The sequence below is a fragment of the Aurantibrevibacter litoralis genome, from assembly GCF_034651555.1.
Lineage (GTDB): Bacteria > Bacteroidota > Bacteroidia > Flavobacteriales > Flavobacteriaceae > Aurantibrevibacter > Aurantibrevibacter litoralis.
In genome coordinates, this window is the sequence record NZ_JAYEEQ010000001.1 from 191,967 (window position 1) to 207,931 (window position 15,965).

13 protein-coding genes are annotated in these 15,965 nt (G+C 39.7%); all 13 read right to left on the bottom strand.

Going from position 1 to position 15,965, the window contains the following annotated elements; translation table 11 throughout:
• Positions 1-7: 7 nt before the first annotated feature.
• The 13 genes from U1E44_RS00810 to sov all read right to left on the bottom strand — a co-directional run bounded on the left by U1E44_RS00810 (position 8) and on the right by sov (position 15,964).
• Entirely contained in the window at positions 8-1,255 is a 1,248-nt protein-coding gene (locus tag U1E44_RS00810; RefSeq protein WP_322928990.1) for an ABC transporter permease, read from the bottom strand.
• A gap of 113 nt (positions 1,256-1,368) precedes the next feature.
• Entirely contained in the window at positions 1,369-1,581 is a 213-nt protein-coding gene (locus tag U1E44_RS00815; protein WP_322928994.1) for a hypothetical protein, read from the bottom strand.
• A gap of 39 nt (positions 1,582-1,620) precedes the next feature.
• The gene (locus U1E44_RS00820; RefSeq protein WP_322928995.1) at positions 1,621-2,154 is read right to left on the bottom strand and encodes a DUF420 domain-containing protein; all 534 of its coding nucleotides are present in this window, start codon (positions 2,152-2,154) and stop codon (positions 1,621-1,623) included.
• A gap of 5 nt (positions 2,155-2,159) precedes the next feature.
• The gene (locus U1E44_RS00825; RefSeq protein ID WP_322928996.1) at positions 2,160-2,888 is read right to left on the bottom strand and encodes an SCO family protein; all 729 of its coding nucleotides are present in this window, start codon (positions 2,886-2,888) and stop codon (positions 2,160-2,162) included.
• Positions 2,875-3,513: a hypothetical protein gene (locus tag U1E44_RS00830; RefSeq protein ID WP_322928997.1), complete on the bottom strand. Its 639-nt coding sequence runs from the start codon at positions 3,511-3,513 to the stop codon at positions 2,875-2,877. The genes U1E44_RS00825 and U1E44_RS00830 overlap by 14 nt, the downstream gene beginning before the upstream one ends.
• A 301-nt stretch (positions 3,514-3,814) precedes the next feature.
• A complete protein-coding gene (locus tag U1E44_RS00835) occupies positions 3,815-4,198 on the bottom strand; it encodes a cytochrome C oxidase subunit IV family protein (RefSeq protein ID WP_322928998.1) in 384 nt (127 codons plus the stop codon).
• 53 nt (positions 4,199-4,251) lie between these two features.
• On the bottom strand, positions 4,252-5,226 hold the full coding sequence (locus U1E44_RS00840; RefSeq protein ID WP_322929001.1) for a cytochrome c oxidase subunit 3: 975 nt from the start codon (positions 5,224-5,226) through the stop codon (positions 4,252-4,254).
• 249 nt (positions 5,227-5,475) lie between these two features.
• Complete coding sequence (locus U1E44_RS00845) at positions 5,476-6,057, bottom strand: cytochrome c oxidase subunit 3 (protein ID WP_322929003.1); 582 nt, start codon at positions 6,055-6,057, stop codon at positions 5,476-5,478.
• Between the two features lie 6 nt (positions 6,058-6,063).
• Positions 6,064-6,957 carry a heme o synthase gene (cyoE, locus tag U1E44_RS00850; RefSeq protein ID WP_322929004.1) on the bottom strand — a complete coding sequence of 298 codons (894 nt, stop codon included), beginning with the start codon at positions 6,955-6,957 and terminating at the stop codon, positions 6,064-6,066.
• 204 nt (positions 6,958-7,161) lie between these two features.
• Positions 7,162-7,863, bottom strand: coding sequence for an energy transducer TonB (locus U1E44_RS00855; protein ID WP_322929005.1), 702 nt, complete (start codon positions 7,861-7,863; stop codon positions 7,162-7,164).
• Positions 7,864-7,915: 52 nt separating this feature from the next.
• Entirely contained in the window at positions 7,916-8,314 is a 399-nt protein-coding gene (locus U1E44_RS00860) for a VanZ family protein (protein ID WP_322929006.1), read from the bottom strand.
• The gene (gcvH, locus tag U1E44_RS00865; protein WP_322929007.1) at positions 8,307-8,687 is read right to left on the bottom strand and encodes a glycine cleavage system protein GcvH; all 381 of its coding nucleotides are present in this window, start codon (positions 8,685-8,687) and stop codon (positions 8,307-8,309) included. Before gcvH ends, U1E44_RS00860 begins: the two co-directional genes overlap by 8 nt.
• 140 nt (positions 8,688-8,827) lie before the next feature.
• Positions 8,828-15,964 (bottom strand): T9SS outer membrane translocon Sov/SprA, encoded by a 7,137-nt coding sequence (sov, locus tag U1E44_RS00870; RefSeq protein WP_322929009.1) that lies wholly within the window; start codon positions 15,962-15,964, stop codon positions 8,828-8,830.
• Position 15,965 lies beyond the last annotated feature (1 nt).

A 15,965-nucleotide genomic window follows, 5' to 3' on the forward strand; every position in this document is an offset into this window, starting at 1 on the left:
GGGTTTATTATTCGTCCCTTAGGGCATCTATAGTATGGATGTTGGCTGCTTTATAGGCCGGAAAAAAGCCTGCTACCGTACCGGCAACAATTAAAACAAAAACGGTTGCTAAGGCCACATTAAAGTTTACAGAGGGGTTAAGAATGTAATCTACTTCAATATGTGGACCCACAAGTTCTAGGAGTCCCATACTAAAAATTAAGCCTAAAAACCCCGATATGGTGGTAATAAATATGGCTTCATGAAGAATCATCCCAATAATGCTCCAAGGTCTGGCTCCTAAAGCCTTCCGAATCCCAATTTCTCTTGTTCTTTCTCTTACTACGATGAGCATAATATTACTTACGCCCACCACGCCTGCAATAATAGTACAAATACCTACAAACCAAAAGAAAAACGCGATTCCGTTCGTAAGGGTTAAAAAACGTTTTACCTCTTCTAGCGTATTAAAAACATTAATAGCACTGTTGTCATCAGGGGCTACAGTATGTGCTTCTTTTAAGTAGGCTTTAAGCTCTTCTGTAAATTGCATGGACTCCGCCAAGGCCTGATCAAAGGTTGCCGATGACTTTAGGGTGTATGAAACATTATCTAGCACATCGGTACCGCCAAATACCTTTTGTGCGGTAGTTGCAGGAATCAAAATTCGATCTTCCTCCCGCTCGCCACCCGCATCGCCATAAACACCAATAATCTTAAATTTAAGTCCAGATATTGTGAGGTATTCTCCTAAAGGATTTTCCCCATTTTTAAATACTTCCCTTTTTATTTTATTGCTGATGATTGCTATTTTGACAGTGCTTTCTTCATCTTTTTGGTTGATAAAACGTCCTTGCGACAGGTACATATTTTCAATAAATTGATACCCCGAAGCAACCCCTTGTACAGGATACCCTATTGATTCTCGCTTATAATTTACAGCCACATCCCGAACCCGAACAACGGGCGATTGTTGATCGATATACTCTGTAAATCGGGTTTCTACAAAGTCATAATTGCTATTTCTTAATTGAATAGGTCTCCCCGGATTAAGTCCTTTGTATTCTTTAGTAGTTACTTGTGTCCAAACCCATATGCGATTGCTGGCATCGGCTTCAAATTCCTTGGCGATACCATTTTGCATCCCTTGCCCAAAGCCCAATAAAATAACCAATATAAAGATGCCAGAAGCTACGGATAAACCGGTAAGAAAGGTGCGTAATTTGTTCTTGCGGATGGTGTCAAAAATTTCTTGCCACCGTTCAATGTCTAACATAACTTGGATAGTGTCGTTTTAGATGTGGTACTAAAAAGGGGTACAGCAAATAGACTCGGTTCCTAAGAAAATGTTACACCTTACAATGTTAAATTATGGGTATTTGTATGTATTTACCCTTTTTTAGATTTAAATACAAAATAGAATAGCCCTGCAATAAGGATGTAAGGGATAGCCATGAGATATACGATACCATTATTAACCCCTTCGGCGGCCGCAGTATTGCCTTCGCTCTCTAAAACAGCACGACACATGGCACATTGGGCTTCTATGGGCTGATGCCACAAAAGAAATACCACTATGCTCGTACAAAAAATCCTTTTCAAATGTACATCCTTAAAATTCATTATTCTGCGCTGTGCTTTTTAGTATTTATAATATGGAGCGATCATTACATAGACTAGTACTCCTGTTACTGCGACATATAACCATATCGGGAATGTTATTTTTGCCAGTTTACGATGCGCAACAAAATCCTGTAAATAGGCCTTGGCGTATGTTTTTAGTACCAAGGGTATAATGGCTATAGATAGGATAATATGTGAAATTAGAATCGCAAAATATACGTATTTTATGGCACCTTGTCCCCCAAAAGGGGTAGAATCGCTAGTCATATGATAGGCGATGTACATGAGCAAAAAAGCGACGGAAAGTCCTATGCAACTTGTCATTAGTTTTTGGTGTACATCTCTTTTTCCGTTTTTAATAGCCCATACAGCTAGAAGTAAAAGAATAGCGGTTACCCCATTCACCGACGCATAAATAGGAGGTAAAAAGCTAAGGGGTTTAGTATTTGGGATTTTAACCCCAAATAAAAGGGCAACCACAATGGGTACTACTATGGATACAATAGTGATTATTTTATTGATTTTTTTTTCTTTTATGGTCTTAGTATCCATAGCCCTTACTCGTTCAATAATTTAGCGATATCTTCTTTAAGGATGGTTATTTGTTGTGTTTGGCCTTCTGCATTAGTACCTTGACTTTCGGAAATAATGCCGTTGTAATATACAATAGGATTGCCAAAGTCGTCTACTCGCGAACGCAAATAACCTTCTTTGTCTACCAGCGCAAACATTCCAGAATGTTCAAAACCACCCGGAACATCGGGTGTTTCGGCGGTATAAAAATTAAAGCCGTTGTAAGCCAAATCATAAATTTCATTCTGTGGGCCGGTAAGCAGGTGCCAATCCATATTGGTAATACCGTATTCTTCGGCATAGGTTTTTAGCACAGTTGGCGTATCGTGTTCGGGGTTTATGGTAAAAGAAGCAACGCCGAATTGTTCAAAAGCTTTAAATTCGTTTTGTATTTCTACCAAATTTTTATTCATAAGAGGACAAATACTGGGGCAGGTGGTAAAGAAAAACTCTACGAGATAGACTTTTCCGCGATAGTCCTTTTCGGTGACCACCAAGCTGTCTTGATTCATGAATGCAAAATGAGGAACACGTCGTTTCTGATTGTTTCCTAAAATGTAGGCAAGTTTTCCGGCATTATCTTTCTTGTTCAGCCGGTCGTTTTGTGTGGTGGTGCTATGTTGTATCCTGTCTATAATTTTTGGGATAAATACTATTCCAAAAACCAAAACCACTAAGGATATCCATACATAGGTGTATTTATTCTTTTTCATTGGGTCTTGTCGTATTTTTTTTTAATGCCAATCGATATTCCGCTAATATTATTTTAACATCATCTTCCATTTTATTGTTAAGATCTGCCACTTGGTCTGTCCTAAAACCATATTTAATACCCTCATCTTCATCGTCGTTTCGTCCTCTTAAATTTCGATCTTTATCAATGATAAAAACAAAAGGGGTGCTTTGTTTTTCGTCTAAACTAAGATCGGTATCTAAACTATTAAATAAGGCGAAGATGGTTTGCTCATCACCAAAAACAAATTGCCATTTATTGATGTTGCCAAGATGGCCTAATTCCTTTTTTAAATCGGTAACTTCTTTTTCGAACCCCTTTTTTACAACCATTACAAATTGAAAATCATCAAACTCAGAAAATCGTTTGTAAATTTTTTGATTGAGATTAAAAGCATTTCCTCTTTTACCTTGAACATCACTGCCTAAAAATCCTAATATGGTAATCTTGTCGGTGAAACTCACCGAAGCATCTAAACGCGATACCTCATCAACCTCATTTGTTAATACAGCCAATTTTCCAAAATGCGTAACTCCGGAAGCGAAGAAAAGGTACACCACAATGGGAAACACAAATAGGATCGTTAAAACTAAGGTCTTTTTCATTGGCTTATAGTACTACTTTTTAAAAGGCTCTCTAGGGCTGCGCTGCGCGCCGGAATGAGATGTACTAACACGTATTTCGGATAGTATCAGTTTATGCGTATTTCTTACTGAAAACGTTTAAGATACACATTTCATTTCGTATTGGTTCGCTACCGGCATACAGGTTTTTAATGTATTTCTTTGGATGTAGCTGGGTGTGTGTTGATTTACTAAACTACTTCCTTTGGGTATGCGTAATAAATTGATGTAAAAATAAAAAAGACGGTATAAATACCGTCCTTTTTAATCCGTTAATTAAATGTTAGAAATTCCATTTTACAAAACCTTCTGCCATGATATTATGGATGTAATCTGCTTCAAAAAGCAGAATAAAGATTAGGTAAAACACCAGAAAAATGGGTGTCCATACAATAGATCTTCTCAAGGAAGATTTCTCATCGCGTAAATGCATGAAATCCCACGCAATATAATAGGCTTTTACCAAGGTTAGAATGATAAAAATCCAGTTAAGAATTTTCATCCCAATAAAGTTTGTTTTTAATAACACTTCAGGTTTTACAATACCCAAAGCAACTTCTATAATGGTAACAATGGTTAAAAAAATTAATACCCCCCAAATTTTTTGGGTGTTCGACTTAAATTTTAAAAGTCCTCTAAAAATTTCTAATTTATGTTCGTGAGCCATTTGTTTACACTGTTTAAAATTCTGTTTAGACCTAATGCGTTATAATAAATCATTTATACAAGATAGAAGAACGTAAAGACAAACACCCATACCAAATCTACAAAGTGCCAATAAAGTCCTATTTTTTCTACCATTTCATAGTGGCCTCTTTTTTCGTACGTACCTAATATGATATTGAAAAAGATGATCAGATTTATCAATACTCCGGAAAATACGTGAAAGCCATGAAATCCTGTAATAAAGAAAAAGAAATCGGCAAATAGGCGACTTCCGTATTCGTTGTGTTTTAAATTGGCGCCTTCTACTACCATTACGGCTTCACCAAGTTTTTTAAGGGATTCGTCGCGTGAGAGCACGGTTTTTTCTCCTTCTTCATTAATGGTTTCGGTACGCACTAAAATATTCGAATTGCTTTTAAAGCCTTCTAAGACTTCGTTTACCGTAAAAGAGGGCAAACTGCCTTCGTCATAAAACCACACACCGCTTTTACGATCATTTCGGAGTCGCTCACTTGGAAGTGTTGCCGAAAACTCTGCCAACGAAGCTCGTTCACCGGTATCCGCTTTAACAAATTGCAGAATCCGCCCACCTTTGGTTTCTAAGGCTCCGTAATCACCTTTAATGAAAGTAGCCCATTCCCATGCTTGAGACCCCACAAAAATGGCTCCTCCAATGATGGTTAAAAACATATACCAAATCACCTTGGTTTTTTGCATTTTATGTCCGGCATCTACCGCCAATACCATGGTAACCGACGACATAATTAAAATAAATGTCATAAACGCTACATAATACATGGGGTAATTGCCATGAAAGAAGGGGACGTGGGTAAATACTTCATCGGCAATAGGCCAAGTTTCTATAAACTTAAACCTCATAAAGCCATAGGATGCTAAAAAGCCCGAAAAAGTTAAGGCGTCGGACACCAGAAAAAACCACATCATTAACTTACCATAACTTGCGCCAAGGGGCTCATTGCCACCGTCCCAAACATTTTCGTCTGTACCAGTTACTACCGTAGAATCCATATGTTTCCTTTAATATTTAATAAAATGTTCACAAATTTACATTTTTTTTGGCAGTTGGAAATTATGGGCTTTTAAAAAATCTACAAAAATTAATTTTATTTTAGGTTAAGCCATAATACCCATTAAACTACTAATCATACCAAGCGGTTGAAAGCCATGGTATAGATGCAATAAATACATTGAATAAGCAAAGTTTGTTTATCTATGAATTTTTAAAAATAATACTCGAGACCTGTGTTGCACCCAAATCTATTTTACAAAGTACATGAATAAAATAAGATACACCCAGAGGATATCCAGAAAATGCCAAAAAGTGGCACCTAATTCTAACCCCAACATATTATGAGCTGTGTACCGCCCTCTACATTGTTGGGTGAGTACTACAGATAAAGAGATAAGCCCTGCCGCCAAGTGTACAATGTGGACTGCGGCAATTAAAAAGACATAAGATGTCTTTATGTTGCTTGTAGGGCCGGTAAAGTAATACCCATTGGCTACCATTTGCGAAAAGCCATAAAATTGTAACACAATAAAGAGTATCCCTAAACCCAAGGTTGCAAGAAGCCAAGACGTACAGTATGTCTGTTTGTTATTTTTTAGTGCTTTTTTTGCAAGAATGTAAGTTAGGCTACTCAAAATCAACACCACGGTGCTCACAAAAAAAGAGGAGGGGAGCTGCAATTCCTTAATCCAATCTTCGCGAGCACTGCTTACAATGTACGCGCTGGTCCAGCCCGCAAAGCCCATGATAAGGCTTACAATGCCAAACCAAAGCATCATTTTTTTTGCTCTGCTGTTTTTCTCTTTCTGTGTGCTTTCTGTTAGGTTCATAATTTTTTAAATAAAACGATCTATTACATATACCGATTGCAACAAGGTAATATAAGCAACACTCATGAGCATGAGCTTTTTGGCCGAAGGGTTATCTCGTTTTTCGTAAAGTTGAATGGCAAAAATTAACATGGCTAAGCCCAATAAAAACACAATAATGGCAGCAGGAATAGATAGATGGAGCCTTCCGGTAATTCCAAAAACGGGAATGACCGAGATGACGATCATCCAAAGGGTGTACATAATTATTTGTAAAGCAGTTCCTTTGTCTTTATGTCCTGTGGGCAACATCTTAAAACCTCCTTTTTTATAGTCTTCATCTAACATCCAGCCCAGTGCCCAGAAGTGGGGAAATTGCCAAAAAAACTGTATCATAAACAAGGTGCCGGGCTCTATACCAAACTCATTGGTAGCCGCGACCCAACCCAACATAAAGGGTATGGCACCCGGTAACGCACCTACGAAAACAGACAGAGGCGTTTTTGTTTTAAGCGGCGTGTACGCGCAGGTGTAAAGAAATATAGAAATGGCCGCAAACATGGCTGTTTTAGCGTTTAAAATATAGAGCATCGCTAGACCGACCAAGGTTAAAAGGATGGCCAGCGCCAAAGCCGTATTTACGGAGATACGCCCCGCCGGTATGGGTCTGTTTCTGGTTCTTGACATTAATGCATCTAAATCGCGTTCCAGAATTTGATTAAAAATATTAGAAGCACCCACAGTACAATATCCTCCGAGCGTTAAAAGGGCTATGGAAGAGAATTGAATGTTTTCAACGATGAGAAGATACCCGGCTACAGATGAAAATACCACGCTAATCGCAAGTCTGGCCTTGGTGATTTCTTTAAAATCGGCAAGAGACATCACAGAGGTCTTTGCGGAATGTATGGCGGTTTTCATTAAAAATCTGCTTCGATCGGCAAAGATAAGCCTCAAATGATTTTTAAACAACCAAAACTCTATGTTTATCTTACCCGAGTTGTGTGTATGCTACGGCACTATTGAGAAGTACACAAGTACTATATGGAAGTGGAAGCAAAAATTACTATATAAAATAAAAATCCCGGTGAATGACCGGGATTTTTAGATAGGTATAAAATTTTATTATTGTAAGCGGAAGGTAATCGGAATACTAAAAGGAACGCGTACCGGTCTGCCTCTTTGTTTTCCTGGGGTCATATTAGGTAACTTGCCAATAATTCGTGCAGCTTCGGCTTCCAAATTTTTATCGGGACCTCGCATTCTTACGTTGCCAATGCTACCGTCTTTCTGAATGGTAAACATTACATTTACTCTACCCTGAACGCCCATTTCCTGAGCAATTTCTGGATAACGAAAGTTTTTAGCGATGTGTTTTTGCATCATTTCATTAAAACAAGCTCTTTTGTCCTTAGCACCTTCACATCCCGGAAAAACAGGTACATCTTCAATAACGGCAAAGGGCACGTCTACGTCCTCAAAGACCTCTTCTACGACCACATCATCGATTTCTACCACCTTTTCTTCACTACTTTCGGTGGACTCTATTACCGTTTCTTCTACTTCTTTTTCGTCTTCTACTACTTCAATAACTTCGGGAGCAGCCGGCGGCGGAGGTGGCGGAGGTGTCTTTATTTGCTCTGTCATTGGAACTTCCTCGTCTAACTGATCTTCCACGTTTAAGGTATAGTCAAACTCATTGCCCTTATCATAGGTTTTCCATTCTAAGGCAACATAGGTAAGCAGCATCGTAAGTGCTAATCCAATTACAAAATATAATCCACTATTTTTGGATAAATCCGCTTTTGGGCTCTTTTTTGGTTCCATAATTCATTTTTTAATGTTTGCTAATTTAAAAATTAATTTGATATAAGTACAACTAAATTTTCCATTTTATCCCGGATTTTCCAGAAAACAGAATTTTTAGCACCATAAGACCTGCAAGTGCACCTACGGAATTGGCAAGAACATCCCAACTTTCGCCTTGTCGCGTCTCAGTATAGTTCGTTTGAATTACCTCAATTATTATGCCATATAGGATACAGAAAAGAAAAACATAAATACTTGTTTTTACGATGTTCCAATGGCCATTTGTTTGTTCCCGTAGCGCAAGGCATCCTAATAAGGCAGCGACAAAATAAAAAGTGAAATGTACTGCTTTATCTAAATGAGGAATGTTGAAACCACCTGTGTCCAAACCCTCAAAAGAATCTAAACTGAGAAAGGTGATAAGAATAAGCCAGCCGAAAAATAAGAATTTGAACTTAAATTTAGCCACCAATTAGTGTCTTATAGTCATCAGCGCTTAGTAAATCGGCAATTTCTGAAGCGTCTTTTACTTGTATTTTAATCATCCATCCGTCGCCATAAGGATCGGTATTCACCTTTTCCGGTTCATCTTCTAAGGCTTCGTTAAGTGCAACAATTTCACCACTAAGGGGCAAGAAAAGATCGGATACTGTCTTTACCGCTTCTACGGTGCCAAATATTTCGTCTTTTTCTAAACTATCGCCTACCGTCTCTACCTCTACGTACACAATATCGCCCAATTCGCCTTGCGCAAAATCGGTAATACCCACCGTAGCCATAGTGCCCTCTATTCGTACCCATTCATGGTCTTTTGTGTATTTTAAGTCGGCTGGAATATTCATTTTTTGTAATTTTTTATCAAAAACAAATGTAACAGTTTAAATGACATTCAAAAAAAAGAAAGTGATGAATTGCTAAAAAAAATGTGTTTAGAGGCAAGGGCGTATTCTACTGCTCTTTGTACTTTACGTTTTCTTTGAATTTAATTTCCAAAATTGTACCGAATGGTAAACCCGGTGTTAATGGTGGTTTGAGGGAAGGCGGTAGATACTGCAAATTGGGAAAAAGAATGGTCATAAAAGAACAAAGCATTGAGGCTTTTGCTCAAGGCGTAATCTGCCGTAAATTTTATAGAAAGTAGATTTTGGCCGGATGTAATTTGATTGTTATCAATATCTAAATTTCGAATAATGGTTATATTGTCGCGCAGCGTCACATCGGCTTTTAAGTTTAAATCGCCTTTTAGGCGTTGTTGTTCTCCGCCAATATTGGTTACAAACTGTACATCTTTAAATCGGTAGCCCAGTCCCAATGTAAAATCTTTGCCTCGTATCTCGGTAAGGAGGTTGTTATCGAAACTTAGTGATAAGGCTCTATCTGTACGTACTTCTGCCAATACGCTCAGTGCGTTTACCATTTCAAAATCTACGCGGATCAAAGGATTAAATTGGTCTGTAAGCACCACATTATTGATGATATTCTCGGGAAGAAAGTCTTGGGTATCCGGATCTATTAGTGTATTCTGACGTTCCAAATTGGTCTGAAACGAGTTGATGCTATAGCTTGCTCTATAGCCGTGTGCCAAAGAAAATCGTTTAAATTTGCTCTTGAACCACTTGTTTTTCATCAATCCGGTATATTTAATATTCCAGTTCGGAATGGGGAAGTTTCGGAATGCCCCTAAACTTACTTTATCGGCACTTTTACCTGTGAATGCAGCAAAGAAAGCGGGCAATAATACGTCCTGATTTGTTTTGCCGTAGCGTTCCGGAAAGCCGTCTGCATCTACGGTACCGGTATCTTGATTCCTTTCGGCAACTAATCTGTTGGCTATAGTGAGTCGATTTTCTTTAAAAGTCTCAAAATTTTCTGATGTAAATTCGTCACTCTTGCTAAAAAAAGTGCCAATCATAACGGTAGAAATACTGAAATTGCCAAAATTATTTCCTAAAAGGCTATTGAATCGCAATTCTCCATTTTCCGAAATCACATTAAAGGTTTCCTGAAAACTTTCAGAAAGTTGCCTGTCGGCCAATAAATCGATCGTTAAATCGGGTGTAGGCTGTGCGGTAGCGGTAATGTTTAGTTGTGTATTGGTACGTTGTATAAATTGCTCGTTAAATTCCGGGAAAACGGTAAGCCATCCGTTGCGTGCCGCTTCAAAGCGAATATCGGCCTGACTTCCAAAAACAAAACCCAAAGATGGCCTGGTGGTGCCAATAAAACCTATAGATTGGGTGTAGCCCGGTAAGACCTTTCCATTATTTTCGCTGTAGTTTATATTAAGGCGTTTTATCATGGTAAGGACATCCACTGCTGTATTAAAAAATTTACTTGTTTCCCCGGTTTCTTTTTGCGGTGCGGTAGTCCCTCCCGCAGCATTTATAAACGGGTTTGTGCGGTTAGCATTGGCTAGCGTAGTGCCGCTTCGTTTTTTAAGCCCTATTTTATCATAAAATTTTTGCATACTCAATGCAGCCGTTAGGGTATGGGTATTGGCATTTTGTATGGTGTTTATATCTTCGCCGGCAACTTCACGGACGGCATCGCCACCCCGTTGCCAATCAAAATTACTGGTATAGGTATATTGGGCACTTATAAAATCTAAGGCCGGTATTTTACTAAAGGGAATTTCGTAATTGAGTTGCATCTGCTGGGAATGCCGGTTGGGCTCGCCAATGTCTAAAAACCCATCATAAATACCCATAGTGGGATCTATTCCGGAATCCGGATTTCCGTCTTCATTAAAGAAATTTCGAACAATATTGTTATTAGAGGCGGTTAAATTTAGCCGCAACGACTTTGTAATGCTGTAATTAAGGGCGTATTGCCAACTGAACATATAATTACGCTGTTGCAGTAAAGGCAGGTCTAGCGCATCTATACCGGGCTCTAAAACCTCTCTAAAACGTTGCTGATTAAAGGATCTGTTAAAATTAGAATTCACCGAAATGCTGGTGGGTAGTAAATTAAGATTCAACTCTTTTAGCCACTGCCAATACTTTCCGGTAAAAAGAGAATCTTTTTTGGCAAAGGGAGCTATGGTAGCTGGCTTAAAGTTGTGATTGTACACAAACCCCGTGACTACGTTCTGATCTCTTAATTCTTCGATTTCGAAGTCCCTGTGATTGGTTTCATTGTACGAATAGTTAAAGGTGAAATTTTCGATGTCATAAAAATTGGCTTTGGCATCTTCGCCTCTATTTTTTCGCACACCTATAAAATTAATACTGGTTCTTTTGGTGTAATCTTCGGCCTGTTCTCTTATGGTTTCTGCATCTTCGGTGGTTTCTGCTGCTGCAATTCTATCTTTGAGCTTGAGATCATCAAAAACCGGATCGAACTCCGGAGTAATACGTTGCTCGGAAATGCCATAATTAAAAGGAATTTGCAAGCCCCATTTTTTGGGAAACAATTGTCCTACATTAATATTGGTGACCAAATCATAGGAAATAGCATCTTCCCGCAACCTTTCGTTTGGCATTTGGTCTATAGAGCCAAAGCCCGAAGTGCTTTTACTTCCCGTAGCCGATATATTTGCAAAGTCGGCCATGTTGGCATCTAAGGCTGCTATGGCCGCCCAACCTCCGTTGTTGTCTAATCCTGCCAGTCGTAGTTCATTGAACCATACTTCGCCTCGGGCAGGTAAATCATCAATATTTTTAACCCCCACCATCATACTGCGAATACTTCCCAGTGAAGGATTACCGCGAATTCCTATACGGATGACACCGGGTGTTCTAGGCGCAAATTCATCTACCAAAATAACCTCACCATCAATAACTTCGTAGAAATTGATTTGGTTAAGCGACTGGTTGGCAATACCAAGCGATTTCACTTTTCCTAAATCGCTTAATACCAGATCAAGTTCATTATCCTCCGGCCATATTTCTCGTTCGGATACGGCTCCGAATGGTGTAAATTGCAAGGGCACTTCAAGTTGGTAAAAGTTCTGTGAAAAATCGGTTCCTATCCGTAAAAATCCAACCAAGGGAGTTTCATCATTGGCGTAATCGGCATCAAACAACTTTTCGGCATGCATAAACATCTTTAGTTTTTTGTATTGCCTAATATCGATGTTTACATTTTTAAAAACACCTCGGGAATCCTGTGCTTCTAGGTTTTCTACTTTAAAGGAAAGGGATTGTTCGTTTTGGCGAATGATGGTGTTGTTATTGTTTAATTGTTCACGGATGACCCCGGGAGGCAATACATAAGGGATGGGTATTCTAGAATTGTTTTCTTCAATGTTCACCGTGTTTACATCCACAAAAGTCCCATCATCCGAGGGATCGTTGTCTACATCGGGCTGCAGGGATTTGGTATAAGACCGCCAATCGCCACGCACCAAATCGAGGGTAGCAAAGCGCAGAACCACATCACTGGAAAAGCCGGTAAGGTACATCCGCATGAAACTGATAGATCTAAAATCGGCAATACCCCCAACAGCATCTGTAAAATCACTCAAAGGGATCTTGTATTGAATCCATCGTCTATTTAATTGAGAACCGTCTGGCAACCGCGGGGTTACACCTTCTTTAATATCGGTTACGTAGCGACTGTCTATGGTGGTATTGGGTGCTATCGGGATACGGTATTCAAAATAGCTGTTTACCGTATTCATGGTTAAATCTCGGTCTATATCCTCCACATCGGGCAAAGTGGTAGAACCTCGGTTGGTATTGGTTACCTGTACGGGGGAGTTCCCTTGGGGGTTATTAAAATCTAAATAGCGGGTTAAAATATCGCCGTCTCTGTTTAGATAATATTGGTAGTTATCTAATGCCGGGTCATTTGCCGGGTTATTACTAAATATGTTGGCTTCGGCAGCATCAGATAACCCATCGAATCCCAAATCTTGTAATGCCCTGCTGGTTTCGTTCACATCAAAGGCATATACTAAAGATTGTGTAGAGGGCACTTGCCCCCAAGGGGTAGAAGTAACTAAGTCATTACTGTTTACCCCAGGTAGCCCATTCTCGTATTGTTTGCGCCCGTCCTTTAAAATATCTTCGGAAATATTACCCAAATTGAGTACCAATTCGCCAGGACTTGTAGCGACTCCATCTACGTAAGGGTCTAATACCCAAAATTGTACAAATTCTACGTTAGACTGTTCAAAGTTGGTACTGCTCAAGGAGCGCATAATCCCCGCCCATTTGTTATTGGGTTGTTCGGCTTCAAAACTGGGGTTGTTGTTATACGGTCCTTTGGCATTGGGGTAATAGGCCAAATCCAATGTTCCTTGTACAGTGGTTTGTCCTTGTGCGATATCTACCTGAGGGAAAACCTCATCAATAAAAACCCGTCGTGTAGCATTCGTAGAAAGATCGCTATCGCTTACACCTCCGGGGCGTTGGTTGGTATAAAAAATGGGGTCTATGGTGTACCAAGCCATTTTAGCTCGTTCAAATCCTGTTTCTAAGTCCGGTTTCCCTTCTGCAAATTCTACCGGCACGCTGGCCAAGCTCCAACCTAAAAATGAACGGATATCAATTAAGGCCTGCGCCCCTTCAAAGTCGTCTAAATAGGAGGTAGTTTCTCCGGCAAAATCTGCATTTTTAGGCGATCCGGGTTTTAAGAACGCAACTTCGCCTCTAAAGGACAGATTAGACGGTACATCGGTATCGATATTCGGAAGCTTATTCGCCAAGCGGGTAAGAAAAGGAATTTCTGTAGAAAAATTACCGTTGAGACCAAATATGGTGTTATTTACGGGTTCTACGCCAAAGTTTGCTTTTTGAGTTAATGGACGTTCGTTTAGATTTAAAAAGGTACCACCTACTACTATATTTTTATTGATTTGATGCTCTACATTAATCCCTGTAAACCTACGGGTCTGTTGCCCAAAAACAGCGTTGTTTTCTACGGAAATATTGATGGGTGTATTGCTGGCCTCAAGACTTGGATCTAAAATTTGCACGGTGCCTGCCTGATAATTAACGGTATAGTCTATGCCTTCTTGCAATTGCCTTCCGCCTGCTGTAACCCGGACCGATCCTCTGGGGACGTTAAATGCCCCAATAGGAATTCCGCTGCTGCCCAAGGATTTATAGCGTCCTTTTAATAAGAATCTGTTTTTTTCGGCATCTTGCAAAGACGCAGCCTTGGTTAAGGCATACATATTTCGGAATACGTACCGTTGCTGATTTAGATTATAGCCCTGATCATTGGGAACATCATAAACACCACCTCCCAAAAGATCAAACAAAAATTCGCCAAAGGGTTCTATTTTTGTAAAAATAATACTCCCTGTTTGGGTGTCAATGGTAATGCCCGGAATAAAATCGAAAAATCCGTCGCCTCCATTCTGAACATCATTATAGATGTTTAATCGATCTAAATTAAACACATCCAATAAAATACGATCCTCTAAAGGTTTTGGCAAATCGGGCCATCCCGAACCCGGGCCATCTTCTACGGGCGTGATATAATTTCTTGGGGTAGGATCTGAATATAAAATGTTTAATTTAAAATCTTCTTGACTTAATTGAAAGGCACCGGTAGCGTAAATATTCTTCATCATTAAATCCCAAATGGGATCTTGCACATTGGTAATATTGCTTTTTAAAAGTTTTAATATCAGGGTATTGTTGTTAATTACAGGGTTGTCTACTCCAGGGGCTACCGAAGTAGCATCTAAACCACCATTGGCAAATTCGCCCACCTGAAAAACCTCTCCATTAAAGGTGTATTGAAAAGCTACTGCCAGCACCTCGTCATTGCTAAGACGCTGGTTCAATGAAATATAACCTAATTGCGTGTTTAATCGAAAATCTCGGCCTTGTTCCAGTTTTCGGGCATTTTCCAGAATGGCATAATCAAATCCCTGATTTACGGGATATCCGGGGATATTAAAACCATTGTCTACCGTGGCAATATCGCGTATGTTTTGTGTTAGTGCACCGCTGCCAATCAGTGCCGGATCAAAATCGTTGGCATTGTTTCTGGGTCTGTCACCGGCACCTCCGTTAAAAAATCCGGCAGGATCACCGTTTAAACGTCCTATTCTGGTTTTATCGGGTAGGGCTTCCCCTAAATCTTGTAGCGCCACCACATTTCGGACATTTAGGGTTTGTTGGCCTCTATTGGTTACCCAAACTTCCAAGCGGGTTATTTGTACCTGACTTCGGATAAACGGATAGTTTTCCAACGCTCTGTCATACGTGTCGCGAAAAAATTGCGCTAAAAAAAAGTGTCGATCCTCATCATAATCCAGTGCGCGTAATTCAAACTCATTTACAGTACCACCACCTTGTGCTACAACGGTATTGTTCTGCGATCGTTGCTCAGAAAATACTGCCGTAACCGTGGTTTTGCCAAATTGAAGTTGCGTTTTTACCCCAAACAAACTTTGCGCTCCCGTAATTAAGGAACTGTTCAAGGGCATATTCACATTACCCACCTCTATTTTTTGGATAATATCGTCTTCGGTAGGGGTATAATCTAGTTTTATGAGATTTTGAAAATCAAAGGTCGCTTCGGTGTCATAATTGGCGGTTACCTGCAAGCGCTCTCCAATTTTACCCAATAAACTAAGGCTAATACGCTGATCAAAGTCGAACGAAAGATTGGTTCGGTTTCTTGGTGATAGTGCCGGATTGTCATTTTTTTGCCATATTACCCCTAAATCCATAGCGACAGAACCCTGAGGCACCACTTCGATCGTATTGCCTCCAAATACAGTTTCGAAAAAGTTGTTGTTTACGTAAAAATTGGGCAGTAGATTCTTGCGGGCTTCCTCACTGCCTTGCTTTTTGCCCGAAAACGCATCTCCTTTTTCTTTAAAATACGATTTTATGCCTTCTTTTCGTACGAGTTCCAGGTATTGTTCGGGCGTTAAGATGATCGGGTAGTTGATGTTGTAGTCGCCGATACTTTCAGAATAAATATACCTATCCATTACAGGGTCATAGGTGTATTTAGAAACTACACTGTCGGGATTGGGCATGACCATACGCCCAAGAGCAACACCGGTCTGTGTGCTATCTATTTCTTGCTCTTCTACTTGTGCGTCAGTCTCCTGCGCAAAGGCATTGTGCGCCAGTGCAAAAGAAACGAGAACAAGAAAAATAAGCTTACATAAAGATATAAGAAAATACTTCGCCCCTGTTTTCAAA